At 64.6% G+C, this 19,234-nt stretch carries 17 protein-coding genes; 8 read left to right on the top strand and 9 right to left on the bottom strand.

Annotated elements, in window-relative coordinates:
- Positions 1-102: 102 nt before the first annotated feature.
- The gene (locus tag DI606_RS05830; protein WP_293980527.1) at positions 103-1,095 is read left to right on the top strand and encodes a ligase-associated DNA damage response exonuclease; all 993 of its coding nucleotides are present in this window, start codon (positions 103-105) and stop codon (positions 1,093-1,095) included.
- Complete coding sequence (locus DI606_RS05825; protein WP_293980526.1) at positions 1,096-2,679, top strand: cisplatin damage response ATP-dependent DNA ligase; 1,584 nt, start codon at positions 1,096-1,098, stop codon at positions 2,677-2,679.
- Positions 2,680-2,686: 7 nt separating this feature from the next.
- On the opposite strand, the gene DI606_RS05820 is transcribed toward DI606_RS05825, so the two are convergent.
- Positions 2,687-3,427 (bottom strand): sulfite exporter TauE/SafE family protein, encoded by a 741-nt coding sequence (locus DI606_RS05820; RefSeq protein ID WP_293980525.1) that lies wholly within the window; start codon positions 3,425-3,427, stop codon positions 2,687-2,689.
- A gap of 169 nt (positions 3,428-3,596) precedes the next feature.
- A complete protein-coding gene (locus DI606_RS05815) occupies positions 3,597-4,175 on the bottom strand; it encodes a fasciclin domain-containing protein (RefSeq protein ID WP_293980523.1) in 579 nt (192 codons plus the stop codon).
- 198 nt (positions 4,176-4,373) lie between these two features.
- Here DI606_RS05815 and DI606_RS05810 point away from each other — a divergent pair, with 198 nt between their 5' ends.
- The 3 genes from DI606_RS05810 to DI606_RS05800 all read left to right on the top strand — a co-directional run bounded on the left by DI606_RS05810 (position 4,374) and on the right by DI606_RS05800 (position 8,176).
- The gene (locus DI606_RS05810) at positions 4,374-5,579 is read left to right on the top strand and encodes a saccharopine dehydrogenase family protein (protein WP_293980522.1); all 1,206 of its coding nucleotides are present in this window, start codon (positions 4,374-4,376) and stop codon (positions 5,577-5,579) included.
- 71 nt (positions 5,580-5,650) lie between these two features.
- Positions 5,651-6,823, top strand: a complete 1,173-nt coding sequence (locus DI606_RS05805; RefSeq protein WP_293980520.1) for a carboxynorspermidine decarboxylase — start codon at positions 5,651-5,653, stop codon at positions 6,821-6,823.
- Between the two features lie 147 nt (positions 6,824-6,970).
- Positions 6,971-8,176, top strand: coding sequence for a type III PLP-dependent enzyme (locus tag DI606_RS05800; RefSeq protein ID WP_293980518.1), 1,206 nt, complete (start codon positions 6,971-6,973; stop codon positions 8,174-8,176).
- A gap of 42 nt (positions 8,177-8,218) precedes the next feature.
- Here DI606_RS05800 and DI606_RS05795 read toward each other — a convergent pair whose 3' ends face one another.
- Genes DI606_RS05795 through DI606_RS05765 form a run of 7 tightly spaced genes read right to left on the bottom strand, consistent with a single transcriptional unit; the run spans position 8,219 to position 16,025 of the window.
- Positions 8,219-9,421 carry a class I SAM-dependent RNA methyltransferase gene (locus DI606_RS05795; protein WP_293980517.1) on the bottom strand — a complete coding sequence of 401 codons (1,203 nt, stop codon included), beginning with the start codon at positions 9,419-9,421 and terminating at the stop codon, positions 8,219-8,221.
- Positions 9,418-10,809: an NAD(P)H-hydrate dehydratase gene (locus tag DI606_RS05790; RefSeq protein WP_293980598.1), complete on the bottom strand. Its 1,392-nt coding sequence runs from the start codon at positions 10,807-10,809 to the stop codon at positions 9,418-9,420. Before DI606_RS05790 ends, DI606_RS05795 begins: the two co-directional genes overlap by 4 nt.
- Entirely contained in the window at positions 10,809-11,156 is a 348-nt protein-coding gene (locus DI606_RS05785) for a hypothetical protein (protein WP_293980516.1), read from the bottom strand. The genes DI606_RS05790 and DI606_RS05785 overlap by 1 nt, the downstream gene beginning before the upstream one ends.
- Positions 11,153-11,869, bottom strand: a complete 717-nt coding sequence (locus DI606_RS05780; protein ID WP_293980514.1) for an N-formylglutamate amidohydrolase — start codon at positions 11,867-11,869, stop codon at positions 11,153-11,155. Before DI606_RS05780 ends, DI606_RS05785 begins: the two co-directional genes overlap by 4 nt.
- On the bottom strand, positions 11,866-12,747 hold the full coding sequence (locus DI606_RS05775) for a 4-(cytidine 5'-diphospho)-2-C-methyl-D-erythritol kinase (protein WP_293980512.1): 882 nt from the start codon (positions 12,745-12,747) through the stop codon (positions 11,866-11,868). The genes DI606_RS05780 and DI606_RS05775 overlap by 4 nt, the downstream gene beginning before the upstream one ends.
- Positions 12,734-14,347 (bottom strand): tetratricopeptide repeat protein, encoded by a 1,614-nt coding sequence (locus DI606_RS05770; protein ID WP_293980597.1) that lies wholly within the window; start codon positions 14,345-14,347, stop codon positions 12,734-12,736. Before DI606_RS05770 ends, DI606_RS05775 begins: the two co-directional genes overlap by 14 nt.
- 25 nt (positions 14,348-14,372) lie before the next feature.
- The gene (locus DI606_RS05765) at positions 14,373-16,025 is read right to left on the bottom strand and encodes an electron transfer flavoprotein-ubiquinone oxidoreductase (RefSeq protein WP_293980510.1); all 1,653 of its coding nucleotides are present in this window, start codon (positions 16,023-16,025) and stop codon (positions 14,373-14,375) included.
- Between the two features lie 83 nt (positions 16,026-16,108).
- On the opposite strand from DI606_RS05765, the gene DI606_RS05760 reads away from it, so the two are divergent.
- Genes DI606_RS05760 through moaB form a run of 3 tightly spaced genes read left to right on the top strand, consistent with a single transcriptional unit; the run spans position 16,109 to position 19,199 of the window.
- On the top strand, positions 16,109-16,885 hold the full coding sequence (locus DI606_RS05760; RefSeq protein ID WP_293980509.1) for a uracil-DNA glycosylase family protein: 777 nt from the start codon (positions 16,109-16,111) through the stop codon (positions 16,883-16,885).
- On the top strand, positions 16,882-18,672 hold the full coding sequence (locus DI606_RS05755; protein ID WP_293980508.1) for a lytic transglycosylase domain-containing protein: 1,791 nt from the start codon (positions 16,882-16,884) through the stop codon (positions 18,670-18,672). The genes DI606_RS05760 and DI606_RS05755 overlap by 4 nt, the downstream gene beginning before the upstream one ends.
- Positions 18,672-19,199, top strand: coding sequence for a molybdenum cofactor biosynthesis protein B (gene moaB, locus DI606_RS05750; RefSeq protein ID WP_293980506.1), 528 nt, complete (start codon positions 18,672-18,674; stop codon positions 19,197-19,199). The genes DI606_RS05755 and moaB overlap by 1 nt, the downstream gene beginning before the upstream one ends.
- The last annotated feature ends 35 nt before the right edge of the window (positions 19,200-19,234 follow it).

Here is a 19,234-nt window from a genome sequence, read left to right as displayed (position 1 = left end):
CGGGCCGATAGGACATGGGCGTGTCGCCTGCGTGACGCATCCGTGACGCCACGATGACGGGCCGACTTGGAACCGGGAGCGCGAATCCCATCTTGTAGCGCCATGGCCCACTGGATCGAACCGCACCCCACCGGCATCTATGTCCGCCCGGCCGACGCCTGGATCGATCCGTCGCTGCCGCAGGAACGGGCACTGGTGACCCACGGCCATGCCGACCATGCCCGCGGGGGGCATGGCCACGTATGGGCGACGCGCGAAACGCTGGCGATCATGGCGCTGCGTTATGGAACGGCCAGCGGAACGGCGGTGCCCTATGGCGAAGAAGTGCGGATGGGCGGCGTGCGCATCCGCTATGTGCCGGCGGGCCATGTATTGGGATCGTCGCAGATCCTGCTGGAACATGCGGGCGAGCGTGTGGTCGTGACCGGCGATTACAAGCGCCGCCCGGATCCGACCTGCCTGCCGTTCGAGCCGGTCCCATGCGACATCTTCGTGACCGAAGCCACATTCGGCCTGCCCGTCTTCCGCCATCCCGACACGGGCAGCGAAATGGACCGGTTGCTCGTCGCGCTCCACGCCCATCCCGACCGATGCGTCCTGGTCGGTGCCTATGCCCTGGGCAAGGCACAGCGGGTCATCAGCGAATTGCGCGGTCGTGGCCACGACAGGCCTATCTATATCCACGGAGCGCTAGAACGCATGTGCGCACTATATCGGGATTTCGGCGTCGATCTGGGCGAACTGCGCCCGGCCACCGGCGTCCCTGCAAAGGATATGCGCGGCCATATCGTCCTGTCGCCGCCTTCCGCGCTCAACGACCGCTGGAGCCGCCGCCTGCCCGATCCGATCACCGCCATGGCATCCGGCTGGATGCGCGTGCGTCAACGGGCGCGGCAGAAGAATGTCGAACTGCCGTTGGTAATATCCGACCATGCCGACTGGGATGAGTTGACCGACACCATCCGTGAAGTCGCGCCGACCGAAACGTGGATCACTCATGGCCGCGAGGAGGCCTTGCTGCATTGGTGCATGACCCACCAGATTCGCGCCCGCGCCTTGGCGCTGGTGGGACGCGAGGATGAGGACGAGGGCTGAATGCGCGCGTTTTCCCAACTGCTCGACGGCCTCGTCTACACCCGCTCGCGCAATGGCAAGCTGGACCTGATCGCCGCCTATATGCGCAGCGCTCCCGACCCGGACCGGGGATGGGCGCTTGCGGCGCTGACCGGCAACCTTGACCTTAAAGCCGTTAAGTCCTCCGCCATCGGCGAGATGATCCGCGCCCGCGTCGATCCCGTGCTGTTCGAAATGAGCCGGGACTATGTAGGCGATCTCGCCGAAACCGTCGCCCTGCTGTGGCCCAGGCGAGACGAACAGCCGCCCGAGGTCGACGACGGTTCGCTCAGCCTGTCGGCCGTCATCGACCGCTTGCACGGCGTCAGCCGCGCCGCTGCGCCCGAAACCCTGGCCGCCATGATGGATCATCTCGATGCGTCGGGCCGCTTCGCGATTCTGAAGCTTGCGACCGGCGGCTTGCGCGTCGGCATCTCGGCACGCCTTGCGAAGACCGGTTTCGCGCAGGCGTTCGGGCTGGACGTGGACGATGTGGAGCAGGTCTGGCACGCCCTCTCCCCGCCCTATGATGCACTGTTCGAGTGGGCAGAGGGTCGGTCGGCACGCCCCGACCCGGAAGGCACACCTTATTTCCGTCCCTTCATGCTCGCTCATCCGCTCGAGGCCGACAGCGTCGACCTGACCGACTATGCCGCAGAATGGAAATGGGACGGCATCCGCATCCAGATCGTCGGGACAGGAAGCGAAACGCGCCTCTACAGCCGCGCTGGCGATGACATCAGCGGCAGTTTTCCGGAAATCGCCGCTGCCTTCAGCGGGCACGCGGTGCTCGATGGCGAATTGCTGGTGCGGGGCGAATTTCAGGGTGGTGAGGCCGCCAGCTTCAACGCACTTCAACAGAGGCTGGGGCGCAAGGCCGTCACGACGAAAATGATGGAGGATTATCCTGCTTTCGTGCGCCTTTACGACCTGCTGATCGAAGGAACGGACGATCTGCGCGCCCTTGCTTGGACAGACCGCCGCGCCCGGCTGGAAGGCTTCATGTCGAGCCTCGACGCAAGTCGGTTCGACTTGTCCCATGTGATCGAAGCCGACAGTTTCGGGGCGCTCGCCGACATCAGGGCAGGCGCCCGCGACGCCGCGATAGAGGGCGTGATGCTCAAGCGTCGCGACAGCCCCTATGTGGCGGGCCGCAAGGCCGCGCTCTGGTACAAATGGAAGCGCGACCCCCTGACCGCCGATTGCGTCATGATGTATGCGCAGCGGGGGCACGGGAAACGGTCGTCCTTCTATTCCGACTATACATTCGGGTGCTGGACGCCGGACGGCGAATTGCTGCCGGTGGGCAAGGCCTATTCCGGCTTCACCGACGAGGAATTGAAATGGCTCGACCGCTTCGTGCGCCAGAACACCGTCAACCGCTTCGGCCCGGTGCGGGAGGTGGAAAAGTCACTGGTGCTGGAGGTCGCGTTCGATTCCATCCATGACAGCAAGCGGCACAAATCCGGCCTCGCCATGCGTTTCCCCCGGATCGCCCGCATCCGTAAGGATAAGCCCGCCCATGAAGCAGACAGCATCGCCGGTTTGAAAAAGCTTGTCGTGTGAAGACCGGTCAGGTGAAGATAAGCTTCCCGCCGGCGATCAGCAGCACGACGCCCAGCAGCTGCAATAGCCGCCCGCTTGGCAGGCGCTTGACGCCCAGGCTGGTGCCGATGGCAGCGCCCGCCGCCACGGCCGCGATGTAATAGGGCAGCTCGGCGGGCAGGCGACCGACGCTCGACAAATTGCCTGCGAGGCCAGCGATCGAGTTGCACAGGATGAACACCGCCGCCGTCGCACTCGCCTGGCGCGGTAGTGCCCATCCGAAAAACAGCAGGATCGGGCTCAGAAAAATCCCGCCGCCGGTCCCGGTCAGACCGGACAACAGGCCGACCCCCGCCCCGCTGCCGAGCGCTGCCCAGATCGGAGGCCGTCGTATCTCTGTTTGTTTTGCAAGTGGCCGGGGCCAAAGCAGCCGCGCGCCTGCTATCAGAAGGATGACGCCGACCAGAGGGCGATAGGTTTCGCCCGGCAAGTGGACGCCGCCGCCCAGAAAAGCGAGCGGCACTGCGCCAAGAATAAAAGGCAAAGCCAATCGCAGATCGAACTGCCCGGCCCGGATAAACCGAAAACTGGTGAACGTCGCCACCAAGATGTTGAGGACCAAAGCCGTGGGCTTCATCGTGGCGGGGGCGACACTGAACAGCGCCATGATCGCAAGATAGGCCGATGCCCCGGCATGACCTACAGCCGTATACAACATCGCGCCGAGCCCCATGAGGAGCGCGATTGTCAAAATAGTCTGGCTGTCCAAAGCGATACCCTTCTCCAGGATCGGAGGAAGAGCGTCTAGCAGGCCACGAAAATTTGGGGAGAGGCAAAAGCGAGATTATCGGCGGCGTTCTCGATGCCACCGTCGCAAAATATGGCGCACAGGCGGCCGGCAACCCGTTGATGTCGCCAGCCACCTCGCACCGGATTTTTTACGGCATCAGAACCGTGTCGATGACGTGGATCACGCCGTTCGACTGGTTGACGTCGGCGATGGTCACCTTGGCCTTACCGCCCTTGGCGTCCTGCAGCCAGACATTGGGGCCCTGCACCCAGGCGGTCAGCGGCTCGCCCTGCACCGTGGTCAGAGTCGCCTTGCCGCCGTTCGCCTTCGCCTGCGCGATCAGGTCAGCCGCATTCAGCTTGCCGGGTACGACATGGTAAGTCAGCACCTTCGTCAACTGCGCCTTGTTTTCGGGCTTCAGCAGCTTGTCGACGGTGCCGGCAGGTAGCTTCTTGAAGGCCTGGTTGGTGGGTGCGAACACCGTGAAGGGACCCGGCCCCTTCAGCGTGTCGACGAGGCCGGCGGCCTTCACCGCCGCTACCAGAGTGGTGTGATCCTTCGAATTCACGGCGTTGTCGATAATGTCCTTGGTGGGGAGCATTGCCGCACCGCCTACCATCGGATTGGGCTTCATCGCGCCGTGATGCTTGGCGGGCTGCGCCACTACCGCGCCGCCGACTGCCATCAACGCGCCGGCAAGGGCGAGCGAAAGATGTGAAACTTTCATGGGGAGGCTTCCTTCCAACATTTCTCCCCGTCCCGCGGGGATGTCGCCTCAACGCTCCAACTCGCAGATCGCCGCATCGCTGCCCCAAAAGACAGGGGGACGGAAAATGCGGCCTCTCAACTGACTTTGCGCTGTCATTCGGTGCCCCTATATGGTCGCTTTCGCGCGGGTCCCGCGGTCACGAGAATGGAGAAGCAATTGAGCAAGGTTCTGGTCATCGGCGCGGGCGGCGTCGGCTCCGTCGCAGTTCACAAGATGGCGATGAATCCCGACATTTTCAGCCACATCACGCTGGCCAGCCGCCGGATCATATCGTGCGAAAAGGTCGCCGAATCGGTGAAGTCGCGCACCGGCGTCACCATCGACGTGGCGCAGGTCGATGCCGACAATGTGGATGAAACCATCGCGCTGATCGAGAAGGTTCGGCCCAAGCTGGTCGTCAACCTCGCTCTGCCCTATCAGGATCTGGCGATCATGGACGCGTGCCTCGCGACCAAGACCGATTATCTCGACACCGCCAACTACGAACCGCGCGATACCGCCAAGTTCGAATATAGCTGGCAATGGGCTTATCAGGAGCGTTTCAAGGAAGCGGGCATCATGGCGCTCCTGGGATCGGGTTTCGACCCCGGCGTCACCAGCGTTTTTGCCAGCTATATCAAGAAGCATCTGCTCGACCGCATCGACACGCTCGACATTCTCGATTGCAACGGCGGCGATCACGGCCAGCATTTCGCCACCAACTTCAACCCTGAAATCAACATTCGCGAAGTAACCGCTCCGTCCCGGCATTGGGCCGACGGCGCATGGGTCGAAGGCCCGGCGCTCAGCCACAAGCAGACGTTCGATTTCGATCAGGTCGGCGAAAAGAACATGTACCTCATGTATCATGAGGAGCTTGAAAGCCTCGCCACCCACTATCCCGAGATCAAGCGCATCCGCTTCTGGATGACGTTCGGCGATGCGTACCTGAAGCATCTCGAAGTGCTCCAGAATGTCGGCATGACGCGGATCGATCCCGTCATGTACAACGGCCAGGAAATCATCCCGCTCCAGTTCCTCAAGGCCGTGCTGCCCGAACCGTCGAGCCTGGGGTCGACCACCAAGGGCAAGACGAACATCGGCGACATCGCGACAGGCGAGAAGGACGGGGCGCAAAAAACCGTCTACGTCTATAATGTCTGCGACCATGAGGACGCCTATGCCGAAACCGGCAACCAGGCGGTCAGCTATACCACCGGCGTTCCGGCGATGATCGGTGCCGCGATGATGCTGACTGGCGCGTGGAAGGGCGAAGGCGTGTTCAACATCGAACAGTTCGATCCCGATCCGTTCATGGATATGCTAAATAAGCATGGCCTGCCGTGGCAGGTGAAGGAACTCGACGCTCCGCTGGATTTCTGACGATCCGGCGGCATTGCCGCGCCTTGTTGTCCGAGACCCGGCATCCGCCGGGGTGACGGAGTTATGCTGTTATGGAAACCCGCGCCGGCGATCCTGCCGCCTTCGCCCGCTTCGACCTCTATCGCGTGCCCTCTCCTGCCTTCGTGGTGGATGAGGTCGCGATCCGCCGCAACCTGTCCGTTCTCCGCGACATCGGCGAACGCGCCGGGATTAAGGTGCTGGGCGCGCTCAAGGCCTTTTCGATGTGGTCGCTGGGGAGCGTGGTCGCGGAATATCTCGATGGCGTGTGCGCCTCCGGCATCTACGAAGCGCGCCTCGGCAGGGAAGAATATGGCGGTGAAGTCGCAACCTATTGCGCCGCCTACAAGCCGGATGACCTCGCCGAAATCCTCAAGATCAGCGATCATGTCATTTTCAACAGCCCCGGCCAGATCGCCCGGTTGAAGCCGGTCATCGACGCCGCCCGGGCGGAGGGATACGGGTTCGACATCGGGCTGCGTCTCAACCCCCTGCACGCTGAGGGCGAGGTTCCAAAATACGACCCGTCGCAACCGCACAGCCGCCTGGGCTTTCCGGTGGACCAGCTTCGCCCGGAACATCTGGAGGGCGTGTCCGGCCTTCACATCCACAATCTGTGCGAACAGGATTTCGAGCCGCTGCAACGAACGTGGGATTCCATCGAATCGCGGGTAATGCCGCATGTCGGCGGCCTCAAATGGCTGAACTTCGGCGGCGGCCATCATGTCACCCGAGCAGACTACCAGATCGACCAACTGGTGGCGTTCCTCCAGCGGATCAAGACACAGACCGGGCTTGACCTCTATATCGAGCCGGGCGAGGCAATGGCGCTCGACGCGGGCATTCTGGTCGGCGAGATCCTCGACGTGATCGACAACGGCATGCCTGTCGCCATTACCGACATCAGCGCCACCTGCCATATGCCTGACGTGATCGAGGCCCCCTACCGCCCGGCCATGTTGCATGAGCAGGCGGAAGGCCCTGTCACCCGGCTGGGCGGACCGTCCTGCCTCGCAGGCGATATCATCGGCGATTATCGAGTCCCCGGCGGCGCGGAGCCGGGCGCGCGGATCGCGTTTCTGGATCAGGCGCATTATTCGATGGTGAAGACCAACACCTTCAACGGCGTCCCGCTTCCAGCCATCTGGCTGTGGAACAGCGATACCAATCAACTGACTGAAATAAAGTCGTTTTCCTATATGGACTTCAAGGCTCGTCTCTCCTGACGCACGTTTCGTAGCCTCCTGCGCAACAAAATTTACACATGCGCTTTACAGGGGGGACCCCTCAGCATATATCGACCGTCCGCTGCCCCATGGGACTTCCACCGCAAGGCAGCTTTATGCCCACGACACCACTGGAGGTCCCTTGAGTTGCACAAGCATCATAGCGCGCTGGGGGTAGCGACCACCCTCAAACCGGCAGCACCGGTAACGCTGATTCGTCCCGAAGCCGCAGCTCGGGCCGCCCGTTTCTTCGTCGAGAAGTTTCCGGGCCGGTCTCTCTATGCGGTCAAGGCCAATCCGTCTCCTGATCTGATCCGTACGCTTTACGCGTCGGGGATCACGCATTTTGACGTGGCCTCGATAGCCGAAGTGCGCCTCGTCGCCGATGCGTTGGCGGGCATGGGCGCGCAGGCGAAGCTGTGCTTCATGCATCCGGTCAAGGCAGAGGAAGCGATTGCCGAAGCCTATCATGCGTATGGCGTGCGCACCTTCTCGCTCGACTCGATGGACGAGTTGGATAAGATCATGCGCGCCACCGGCCAGGCAACCGATCTGGAATTGTGCGTCCGCCTGCGCGTGTCTTCGGAACATAGCGAATTGTCGCTCGCGTCGAAATTCGGCGTGGAAGGCGACGAAACGCGTGAATTGCTGATGGCTACCCGTCAGGCCGCCGATGCGCTGGGCATCTGTTTCCACGTCGGCAGCCAGGCGATGAGCCCTCAGGCCTATAGCGATGCGATAGAGCGGGTTCGCGCCGCCATCGTCGAAGCGGCGGTCACGGTCGACATCATCGATGTCGGCGGCGGTTTCCCGTCGGTCTATCCGGGCATGGAGCCGGTCGCGCTCGAACATTATTTCGAAGCGATCCACCGCGGGTTCGAAAGCCTGCCGGTCAGCTACTCGTCCGAACTGTGGTGCGAGCCGGGCCGGGCCCTGTCCGCCGAATATAGTTCGGTCGTGGTCCGCGTGGAGCGTCGGCGCGGTAATGAGCTTTATATCAACGACGGCGCTTACGGTGCTTTGTTCGACGCGGCGCACATCGGCTGGCGCTTCCCTGTCGAACTGCTGCGTGGACAGGCCAGTATCGAGCCGATGGAGGGCTTCGCCTTCTACGGTCCGACCTGCGACGACATGGACCATATGGTCGGCCCTTTCATGCTCCCCGCGGACGTGAAGGCAGGCGACTATATCGAAATCGGGATGCTCGGCGCCTATGGCGCGGCGATGCGGACCGGCTTCAACGGCTTCACGTCCGACGCGACGATCGAGGTGGAGGACGAACCGATGGCGAGCCTCTATACCGAAAGCATCGCGCCCCGGCGTCGTGCCACGATCATCAAGCTGGGCAAGTAGCTCCATCGCCTCCGTCGCTTTTCAAAGCGGCGGGGGTTTTCCTTATCGGCGGAATATACCGACCAGCTCGACATGCGTGGACCAACGGAACTGGCCGACGGGCTGCACGCTGTCTAGGCGATAGCCTGCCCCGATCAGATGCGCGGCGTCGCGCGCGAAGCTGGCTGGATTGCAGGATACATAGGCGACGGTCTGCACCTGCGAGCGGGCCAGTTGCAACACCTGCTCCCGCGCGCCCGCGCGCGGCGGATCGAGGATGACGGCGGCAAATCGGTCCAGTTCTTCGGGCGTCAGCGGGCGGCGGAAGAGATCGCGATGATCCGCAACGAGCCGCCTTTGCGCTCGGCCGGCCCCCGCCTTGAGCGACAGGATCACGTCACGCGCGCCCTCCGCCGCGTAGACCGGGCGCGACCCCACGGACAGGGCGAAAGTGCCGAGGCCGCAAAACAGGTCGGCGATAACGCCGGCAGCCGGCAGGGCATCGCACACCGCGCGGACGAGGGCCGCCTCTCCGTCCTGTGTCGCCTGCAGAAAGGCGAAGGGCGGAAATCCGATCGGGACGGCATCGAAGCTAATCGTCGCAGGCTCCGGTTCCCAGCGAGTCTGCGGCCCATCCCCCTCGTCGATGGTCAGCCGCGCAAGGCCTTGAGTCCGCGCGAAATCGCCCAAAGCTTCGTCTGCGGCAAGCCCATCGACCCGGACGCCCTCCAGCAACAGGTCGATACCCCGGTCGATCAGCGACATCTTCACATGGGCGGCGCGACGGTCCGGCAGGATCGAACCCAGCAGCGAACGGAGCGGGCCGATCAATGCGAACAGGCGCGGGTGGAGGATGTCGCACATCGACAGGTCGATGAGCGTATGGCTGCCTTCCTCGGCGAAACCCACCGTGACGCGCTTGCCCGAACGAGCCGCGCGCAGGGCCGCGCGGCGGCGCGAGCGGGGTGGCGACAGGTGAGGCGGCAGGACTTCGCCCGGCGCGATTCCCTGCCCGGCCAGCGCGCCTATCACGCGCCCTGTGACGAAGTCGGCATAGCTTTCCTCGTCCAGATGTTGCAGCCGACATCCCCCGCATACGGGGAAATGAACGCAGGGCGGCGTCGCATGGTGGACACCGAAATGGACAGCTCCATCGCGATCTACACGGTCGCCGGGCGCGGTCAGGGGGAAGTGGCGGCCATCGGCGGTGACACCGTCGCCCTTCGCTGCAATGCGGATGATGCTGTCTACTTCGGTGTCGCTCACAATCGCGCGGCGATAGCCGCTGGCAGCGCACGGAGCAAATCATCCGCGACGAATGCCGCGCCGCAACGCCGCGCCGCCTCTCCATGCAACCACACCGCTTCGCAGGCTGCGCGAAACGGATCGCCCCGTACCGCCAGTCGCCCGGCAGCAAGGCCCGCGAGAACATCGCCCGTCCCGGCGGTCGACAGCCAAGCCGAACCGCCGCTGGCGACCATGGCGCGACCGTCTGGGCCGGCGATGACGGTATCGGGGCCCTTGTAGACCACGACCGATCCCACCCGCCGCGCCGCCGCCAGCGCGCGGTCGATCTTGCTGCCTTCCCCGTCGCCGAAGAGCCTGCGAAACTCGCCTTCATGGGGAGTGAGAATACAGCCGGGCGGCACGATCGCCTGCCTATCCTGCGCCAGCCAGCCGAGCGCATCGGCATCCAGCACCATGGGCAGCCCCGCGCCGAGCGCTGCCGCCAGCCGGGCACGAGCATCCCGGTCGAGACCCAGGCCCGGCCCCACCAGCAGTGCTCCGATCCGGTCGTCGGCGAGCTCATCGGGCAAGGCCTCCGGCCGACCCACATGACACTGGATGATCGCATGGGGCACGGCCATGCCACCGCCCGGCGCCAGAAGGCGCACCGCTCCGGCTCCGGAATGCGCCGCTGCGGTGGCCGCAAGATGGCTGGCGCCCGCCATGCTGCCCCCGATGACGACAACCAGCCCGCGGCTATATTTATGGGCATCGAAACCGGGACGCTCCAGCCTGGGGGGACTGAGCCGCCCAACGGTCGATGGCAGGGGAATATCCAGATCGACGAGCGTCAACCGTCCGCTTCGATCCGCTGCGGGATAGAGCAGATGCGCCGGCTTGAACGCGCCCAGCGCGATGCATCCATTGTAGCGGGGTACGGTCGACAAGATCGCGCCGCTATCGGTATCCACCCCGCTCGGCAGATCGATCGCATGAGAGAAGGAAGCGCCCTCCACCAATGCGCGCAGCCGCTCGGCAACCGGGGTGTCCAGCCCCCGCGCCAGACCGGTGCCGAACAGCGCATCGACAATCTGCGTCGCCGGGGTCGCGGTCATTATGTCCTCGACCGGGCCGCCCCACGCCGCGCGAGCGCGTCGGGCCGAATCGGTGCGGCTTTCCGCCAGCGCTGCAATCCGCACCGGCACACCGCGTTCGCGTAGCAATCGGGCGATCACGAATCCGTCGCCGCCATTGTTTCCCGGGCCGCACAGGATCAACGTGTCGCGCCCGTGCCCCGCCCGCCAGACGATCTCCGCAGCGCCCGCGCCCGCTCTTTCCATCAGGGCGTAAGGTTCGATCCCGCCGTCGAAGGCCGCCTGCTCGGCGGATCGCATCTGCGCGGCGGTCAGGACCGGCCCGCCCTCCATCATCGCTTCGCGATCTGAGCGGGCAGGCGATAGGCGTCGGCTCCCACCGTCACTTCGATCCGCTGACCGTCGACGATCTTGATCCTGGCGGCTTCCGATCCGTCGGCTGCCTCCAGCCCCCGCCCGTCGGAGAGGATACGCAGCCGCCGGAACCCACCGTCCGGGTGGCGGAGCGTCAGCAGATTACCGTCCCGCTCCGCACCGCAATCGCGCGCCCATCGCCCTGCCACGCGACATTCGACCAGATCGCCCGTGCCAGCGCCCTGCGCCCCACCCGGCCCATCGGCCGCGCCCCGGTCGCAGCCGGAAAGGATCAGCAGAACGGCCCATCCCCACATTCTCCTCATGAAAGCGCGCTCCGGCAGGCAAGGGCGATGGGGCAAAGCAGATCGGCGAAACGCGCCTGCCCCGCCGCATCGCCGACCAGATCCTGCCGCATCTCGATGCCGAGATACGGGATACCGTTCGCTTCGGCGTGGCGGTTCATCGTCGCGTTGAGCAACTGGCCCGAATAGGGTTGCTGGTCGCCGACGATCAGCCCCGCTTCTTCGAGCAGGGGAATGGCAATGCGCGCTGCCCGATCGTCCCGATTGTAGAGGATACCGATTTCCCACGGGCGTTGCTGCCGGGGGTCGGACATCAGGCGCGGCGTGAAACTGTGCACCGACAGTATGAACGGCGCGGACATGCCATTCAGCGCGCTGGCAATTTCGGCGTGATAGGGGCGATAGAAACGTCGCATCCGTGCGTCAGTATCGGCGTCGCGATTCCCGGGAATGGCATGACCGTCGCTTGTCAGCGGCATCAGGCCAGGCGCGTCCTCGTCGCGGTTGAGGTCGATGACGAGGCGGGATATCCCGCCCAGGATCGCAGTGCATTCCAGCCGCTTTGCGAGCAGGCGGCTCACTTCCGCCACCCCGATGTCGACGGCGATATGTTCGCGAAGCAAGGCTTCGTCCATGCCGAGGTCGATGTCATCGGGCACTCGCGCAGAGGCGTGGTCCCCAACGATCAGAATATCCTCGGTACCGCCATCGATCCGAACAAAAGCCTCGCTCACGCGCCGCGCACTCCCGTTTCCATGATCCACCAGTCGCGATGCGCCACGCGCAACCTCGCCGCTGCTGCCGCCATCGCGGCAGGTTCATCGAACAGCGCGAAACAGGTCGCGCCAGACCCGGACATGCGCGCCATGCGCACCCCTTCGGCTTCGCCCAGGGCCAGGAGGACGTCCCCGATAACCGGCGCGATGCGGCGCGCAGGAAGCTCCAGATCGTTGCGTCCATGTGCGATCAGTGCATCGAGGCTGCTGCCGTCGAGCGCGCCCTTATCCTCCCGGTCCCAACCGGCAAAGACCGCCGCCGTCGACAGCGCCACGCCGGGATTGACCAGCAGCATGGGCATCCCTTCCAATCCATCGACATGGTGGGCCAGCAGCGTTTCTCCCCGACCGGTCACCATCTGCGTGACGCTGTCGAGGCAGGCGGGCACGTCCGATCCCAGATCGAGCGCCAGCGCTGCCAGTTCATCCCGCCCGATCCGCGCGTCCCACAGCCGCATCAACAGGCGCAGCGTGGCCGCAGCATCCGCCGAGCCGCCACCGATCCCCGACGCGACCGGCAGCGTCTTGGTAAGACGGAGGGCAGCGCCCCTGTCCGTGCCGAGATAGGATTGCAGGGCGCGCGCGGCGCGAACCACCAGATTGGAAGGTCCGGCGTCGAGCCCTTGAGCGAACGGTCCGTCGATCGTCAGGTCGATCGCGCCGTCTTCATTTTCGGTGGTGGCGATCCGGTCGCCATCGTCCGCAAATACGAAAAGGCTTTCCAGCGCGTGATAGCCATCGGCCCGCCGCGCCCGAACGTGCAGCGCGACATTGATCTTTGCATAGGCGGTTTCGACGACGGGCGCGACGCCTGCGTCCATGTCAGGGAGCGGCATATTCCGGCTTCAATCCTTCCTTGCGCTTGGCCGCAAGCCGCGTCGCAATGTCCCCTTCGGCATAGACCGACGCTGCTGCCCAGGCATAGCGCGCCTCGTAGCGGCGGCCCGCCGTCCAGAGAGCGTCTCCAAGATGCTCGTTGATGGTGACGTCCGCTGGCGCACCTTCGGCGGCCCGTTCAAGAGACGGCAGGGCGGACGTGACATCGCCGGTGACGAACTGCGCCCAGCCGAGCGAATCGGCGATGGAGGGATCGTCCGGCCTTAACGCGCTTGCCTTCTTGATGAGCGCCAAAGCGGTATCGACATTTTCGCGACGCTCGATCTGCGCGTAGCCGAGATAATTGAGCACCATCGGCTCATCGGGAGCGACGGCGGCGGCTTGCTCCAACACCTTGCGCGCTTCTGCCCAGCGCTTGCCCTGTTCAAGAGCGCTGCCTTCGAATAGGAGGAGCGTCCATGGTACCTGCCCCGCCGCGAAGCTGGCCTGCGCGGCCCGGAAGGCCGCAGCCGCGCCATCGAAATCGCGCCGTTCGGCGAGCAGGCGGCCCAACCGCACCTGTCGTTCCGGCCCCGCGCCCGGCTCGGCTGCCTGCTGCCTCGCAAGCGTCAGCGCGTCATCCTTGTCCCCCGCTTCCGACAGGGCGTCGATCAGTTCGGCGCCAGCGAAGGCCGCGTACCAGCTATCGGCGGGAACCTGCCGCGCTCCTGCGGCGGCGGCGGCGCCGTGCCCCTGCCCGGTCAGCAGCCGGGCGGAGAGAATATGGCCTTCCGCGCCTTCGGGATCGGCGAAGGTTGCCATTCGCGCCAGCCGCAGTCCCAGCGTCGCGCCCGCCGGATCGGACGCGATGTCGACAGCCATGCGCGCCAACAACCTGGCATAGCCCTGTGCCGCCGTGATCGGGCGGACCTTCACCTGCCCTTTTTCGATGGCCGAGCGCGCCTGCGCAAAATCTGGATCGCCCACAGGTAGGAGCGCCAGAGCCTCCGCCTTCGCACCCTTCGCCGCAAGCTGCGCTGCAAAGGCGATGCGCATCGGTCCGCCGTCCCGCCCCCGCATCGCAAGCGCGCGGCGCATCATGGGCACGGCAACCGCCACATCGCCTTTCATCGCCGCCTGCAACGCCGCATGTTCATCGACATAGCGCGATCCCAGTGCCGCAAAGCGATCCTTGGCATCGATCACGGGCGGAGCGTAGCGCCCCTCCCCAACCGCAATCCAGCTTCGCACGATAGGCGCAAGAAAGGCGAAGTTGCCCTCCGTCGTCATCCGGTCGACCAGCGCCGATGCGCCGCTCCAGTCCTTGCGGAGCAGCGCGTCGCCCATCAGCAACAGCGTTCCATCGCGCGGCAACATGCCCGCTCCGTCGAGCAACGCGGCAGACCGCAGAGCCAGCGCCCGGTCGCCGCTTTCCAGCCCCTGCACATAGGAACGCCGCGCGATCTCCAGCCGCGACGGGTCCTGCCGCAACGCTTCACGATAGCTTTCGCCCGCCAGGCCGAGCGCCCCCTCCCCGTCAGCGAACCGCGCCCTGGCATAGGCGTGAAGGGCGCTTTCCCGATCCACCGATGCGCCGGCCCCCGCAGGAGCCAGCAGCATCGCGGCGGGCAGGATCAACAGGCACCTACATGTTGGGATAGTTCGGTCCTCCGCCGCCTTCGGGAACGACCCAGTTGATGTTCTGGGTCGGGTCCTTGATGTCGCACGTCTTGCAATGGACGCAGTTCTGCGCGTTGATCTGGAAGCGGGGATTGCCCTCTTCCTCACCGACCACTTCATAGACGCCCGCCGGACAATAACGTTGCGCCGGCTCATCATAAAGAGGCAGGTTGTAGGCGATCGGAACGTCCGGGTCCTTCAGCTGGAGATGGACCGGCTGGTCCTCCTCATGATTGGTGTTGCTAAGGAATACCGACGAAAGCCGGTCGAAGCTGATGACACCATCGGGCTTGGGATAGGCGATCTTCTCGCACGCGTCCTTGCGCCAGATCTTCTCATTGTCGGGCTTGTGCTTCATCGTGAAGGGCAACCCGATTTTGAGCGTGCGCATCCACATGTCGATACCGGCGAGTACGGTGCCCAGCGTATTGCCGAACCGGGCCAGCAAAGGTTCTGCATTCTTGACCAGTTGCAGCTCGCTGTCGATCCAGCTCGACCGCACTGCCGGTTCGTAGTCGGACAGGATATCGCCCGACCGATCCGCCTGTACGGCGGCGAACGCAGCTTCGGCCGCCAGCATCCCCGACTTCATCGCGGTATGCGTACCCTTGATGCGGGGTACGTTGACGAAGCCCGCCGCACAGCCGATGAGCGCGCCGCCGGGGAAGGCCAGCGTCGGAATGGACTGCCAGCCACCCTCGTTGATCGCACGCGCGCCGTAGGAAACCCGGCGACCGCCCTCCAGATAGTGCCGGATCGCGGGATGCTGCTTCCAGCGCTGAAATTCCTCGAACGGATAGAGGTGGGGATTGCGGTAGCCAAGGCCCACGACGAAGCCCAGTGCGACCTGCCCGTTCGCCTGATGGTAAAGGAAGCCGCCGCCATAGGCATCCGTCAGCGGCCAGCCTTGCGTGTGAATAACGAGGCCCGGCTGATGCTTTGCGGGATCGATGTCCCACAATTCCTTCATGCCAAGGCCATAGACCTGCGGCTCGCTGTCGGCGTCGAGCGCAAACTGGCGCTTCAATATCTTGGTCAGGTGACCGCGCGCGCCTTCGGCGAAGAAGGTGTAGCGGGCGTGAAGCTCCAGCCCCGGCTGATAATCGCCCTTGCGATTGCCTTCGCGGTCGATGCCCATGTCGCCGGTCGCGACGCCCTTCACACTGCCATCCTCATGATAGAGAATTTCCGCCGCAGCGAATCCGGGAAAGATTTCGACGCCAAGACCCTCGGCCTGTTCGGCCAGCCAGCGACAAAGATTGCCGAGCGATCCGGTATAGGTGCCCTTGTTGTGCATCCAGCCCGGCGTGATCAGATGCGGCATGCTCATCTTGCCGCTTTTCGTCAGGAACCAGTGGCGGTTGTCGGTTACCGGAACGTCAGCCAGCGGACAGCCCATGTCGCGCCATTCGGGCAGCAATTCGTCCAATGCCTTGGGGTCGATCACCGCGCCCGACAGGATATGGGCCCCAATCTCGGAGCCTTTTTCGAGAACGCAGACCGCGAGTTCCTGGCCCGCTTCGTTCGCCAGCTGCTTGGCCCTGATCGCCGCAGACAGACCCGCCGGGCCTCCGCCGACAATCACGATGTCATAGGGCATCGATTCCCGTTCGCTCATTCGTCTCTCCTCAGGCGGCTCGGTGGGCTGCACCCCATGGCTTCCGATCGCCGCATTCAACCAACAATTGACCATTCAAGGCGATGAAGCAGCTTGACCCCCTCGTCAACCTCTGGCCCAAGGGAAACACGATGCGGGGCTCAGGGCAGGACAAAGTGGCGCTGGTCGCCGACGCCTATCTGGCGTGGTGGCAGCTGGCCGGCGTGGAAAGCGCCGTGGCGGAGGCGCCGACCAACTGGCTGCGCCCCGCAAATCCCGATATGCCCGCGCCTGTTGCATCGCCAACCGGCACCCCTGAAGCGGCGATACCGGGCGACCTTTCATCCTTCGTGGCATGGCTGGCGCAGGACCCCGGCCATATCGAGCGCCGCTGGCCGTCGCGTCCGATCTACCCGTCCGTACAAGTCGATGCACCTCTGATGATCGTCACCGACATGCCCGATCCGGCCGATAGCGACGCCGGTATTCTCTTGTCCGAACGCGCGGGCCTCCTGTTCGACGCAATGCTCCGCGCGATCGGGCTGGACCGGTACGGCACCCACATCGCGTCCCTCTTCTTCGCGCGCCCTCCCGGCGGCATGGTCGAGGCAGCCGATCTGGAAAGAGCGGCAGAGCGTATGCGTGCACATGTCGCAGCGGCGCGTCCTCGCCGCCTGCTGCTGTTGGGCGACCGGACAGCCCGTGCGCTGTTGCCGACGAGCGGAAACGACGCAACCAATAGTTTACGCGACTTTAACCATCGTGGCGGCACTGTGCTTGCCATTGCCACATTCCATCCGCGCCTGCTGCTGGGGCAGCCGACGGCGAAGGCGGAATGCTGGCGCGCCCTGCAATGCCTTATCGAGGATATGAACCCGTGAACCGCGTCGCCCGCCGCCTCTCCTTCCTCGCTCTGGCCACCGGGCTTGCGGCAGCTTCCCCCGCTCGGGCCGATACCGTTCCTACGGTGCCCGCCATGGTGGCGAGCGATCCATCGCCGCTGCAACTGGCCGAAGGCGATAAGGCCCGATACCGTGCGATTTTTGCAGCGCTTCAGGCCCAGCAATGGGTAGACGCCAAAGCGATGATCTCGGCGCTCGACATGCAGGACGGTTTGAGACCCATCGCCCTCTCCGAACTCTATCTCGCCAAGGGCTCGCCGCGCGTAGAACTGTTCGACCTGCTCGACCTCATCAACAAAGCGCCCTGGCTGCCCAAGGCGGACCAGCTTTCGAGGCTGGCGCAAAAGCGCGGCGCAACGCTGCTGCCCAACCTTCCGCAAATCCAGAAGCTGGTCTGGCTCGGCTCCGCGCCGCGTCGCCAATATGTCGCTGCGACAAAGAGCGATCTGCTGGCGCAGACGCTGGCCGGACAGATCCAGACCTACGTCAAGAACGACGATCCCTCCGGGGCGGAAGCACTGCTGGCAAGCGGCGAGACGGGCTTGACGCCAGAAGGGCTGACCGAAGTGCGGCAGCGCGTCGCCTGGGCCTATTACATCGAAAATGACGACCTGAACGCGCGGCGCGTTGCGGCTCGCGCTCTTGAAACGCGCTCCGGTGGCGACTGGACGGTGCAGGCCTACTGGACCACCGGCCTTGCATCCTGGCGCCAGAACGACTGTCGCGCTGCAGCCCCCGCCTTCGCGAACGTGGCCGCACTATCGAGCGATCCCGACATGCGGGCCGCCGGAGCCTATTGGGCCTCACGCGCCTATATGGTCTGTGGCGAGGCCGAGAAGGTCGAGCCCTATCTCAAGCAGGCGGCGCGAGCGGACGAGACATTCTACGGCCTGCTCGCGCGCGAATCGCTGGGCGTCGCGCTCGGCGCTCCGGCAGTCGGCAGCCGCTTCGGCGCGCCGGAGTGGCAAAAGCTCAAGGATAGTCCCAACGTCCGCGCGGCCATCGCTCTTTCCGCGATCGGAGAGAATGGCCGCGCCGACGAATTGCTGCGGTATCAGGCGAAAATCGGCGGAACGGCGCAGTATGACGCGTTGCTGCGCCTTGCCAATGCGTTGAACCTCCCCGCCACCCAGCTTTATCTGGCGCATAACGGCCCGGCGGGCATGCAACCAGGCAGCTTCGCCCGCTTCCCCGCCCCGGCCTGGGCGCCGGACGGCGGTTGGCGCGTCGATCCCTCCCTGGTTTTTGCCCACACGCTTCAGGAGTCGGGCTTTCGAACCGACGTCGTCAGCAGCGCGGGCGCGCGCGGCCTGATGCAGGTACGTCCGGGCACCGCCGGGGACGTTGGACTCGCCGACCCGTCACGTCTTTTTGTCCCTTCGACCAACATGGAATATGGGCAGCGCTATCTGGAGGCACTGCGCGACATGGGAGCGACGGGCGGTCTGCTGCCAAAGGTAATGGCCGCGTACAACGCCGGCCCCCTGCCGGTCGAGCGCTGGAACACGCAGGTTCACGACAAGGGCGATCCGCTTCTGTTCATGGAGTCGCTCCCTTATTACGAAACTCGCGCTTACGTGAACATCGTGATGCGGAACTATTGGATGTATCAGATCCAGGCGAAGGGGAGCGCGGATTGCCTGACCGGCATGGCGCAGGGCCTGTGGCCCACCTTTCCCTCCGCCAAGGGCATGAAGTTGGTGCGGCTCAGCAAGGCCGACGGTCGCATGGCTCCTTCCGCAAGCGCGGGCGGCGGGTCGGACTGATGCCGATAGACGAAAGCCGCGCGTTCATTCCCGTGCGGATCGCCGTCCTGACCGTATCGGATACCAGGGGACTGGCGGAAGATCGGTCCGGCGACACGCTGGTCGGACGGCTGGAGGCCGCAGGTCATATTCTTGCCGCCCGCTATATCGAAAGGGACGACAAGTCCGCCATCGTCGCCAGGCTGCACGCCTGGATCGACGATCCGGCGGTCGATGTGATCCTGACCACCGGCGGCACCGGCGTGACCGGTCGCGACGTGACGCCCGAAGCGCTGGCGCAGGTGCAGGACAAGGAAATTCCAGGCTTCGGCGAACTGTTCCGGTGGCTGAGCTATCAGAGCATCGGAACGTCCACGATCCAGTCGCGCGCCACTGCCTGCGTTGCGCGCGGCACCTATATCTTCGCGCTGCCCGGATCGACGGGAGCGGTAAAGGATGCGTGGGACGGGATATTGGCCAGCCAGTTGGACAGCCGTTTCCGCCCCTGCAATTTCGTCGAACTGATGCCTCGACTGACGGAGCGGTAAAGCTACACTTGACCTTTTGTTCCACCTATGTTCCA

The sequence above is a fragment of the Sphingobium sp. genome (assembly GCF_003248505.1).
Taxonomy (GTDB): domain Bacteria; phylum Pseudomonadota; class Alphaproteobacteria; order Sphingomonadales; family Sphingomonadaceae; genus Sphingobium.
This window is presented reverse-complemented; position numbering and strand designations above follow the sequence as displayed.

What these genes read in the sequence shown, in the direction of transcription:
- DI606_RS05830 (WP_293980527.1), top strand. Translation starts at nt 103, where the DNA reads ATGGCCCACTGGATCGAACCGCACCCCACCGGCATCTATGTCCGCCCG.
- DI606_RS05825 (WP_293980526.1), top strand. Translation starts at nt 1,096, where the DNA reads ATGCGCGCGTTTTCCCAACTGCTCGACGGCCTCGTCTACACCCGCTCG.
- DI606_RS05815 (WP_293980523.1), bottom strand. Translation starts at nt 4,175, where the DNA reads ATGAAAGTTTCACATCTTTCGCTCGCCCTTGCCGGCGCGTTGATGGCA.
- DI606_RS05805 (WP_293980520.1), top strand. Translation starts at nt 5,651, where the DNA reads ATGGAAACCCGCGCCGGCGATCCTGCCGCCTTCGCCCGCTTCGACCTC.
- DI606_RS05790 (WP_293980598.1), bottom strand. Translation starts at nt 10,809, where the DNA reads ATGGAGGGCGGGCCGGTCCTGACCGCCGCGCAGATGCGATCCGCCGAG.
- DI606_RS05785 (WP_293980516.1), bottom strand. Translation starts at nt 11,156, where the DNA reads ATGAGGAGAATGTGGGGATGGGCCGTTCTGCTGATCCTTTCCGGCTGC.
- DI606_RS05775 (WP_293980512.1), bottom strand. Translation starts at nt 12,747, where the DNA reads ATGCCGCTCCCTGACATGGACGCAGGCGTCGCGCCCGTCGTCGAAACC.
- DI606_RS05770 (WP_293980597.1), bottom strand. Translation starts at nt 14,347, where the DNA reads ATGCTGCTGGCTCCTGCGGGGGCCGGCGCATCGGTGGATCGGGAAAGC.
- DI606_RS05765 (WP_293980510.1), bottom strand. Translation starts at nt 16,025, where the DNA reads ATGAGCGAACGGGAATCGATGCCCTATGACATCGTGATTGTCGGCGGA.
- DI606_RS05760 (WP_293980509.1), top strand. Translation starts at nt 16,109, where the DNA reads ATGAAGCAGCTTGACCCCCTCGTCAACCTCTGGCCCAAGGGAAACACG.
- moaB (WP_293980506.1), top strand. Translation starts at nt 18,672, where the DNA reads ATGCCGATAGACGAAAGCCGCGCGTTCATTCCCGTGCGGATCGCCGTC.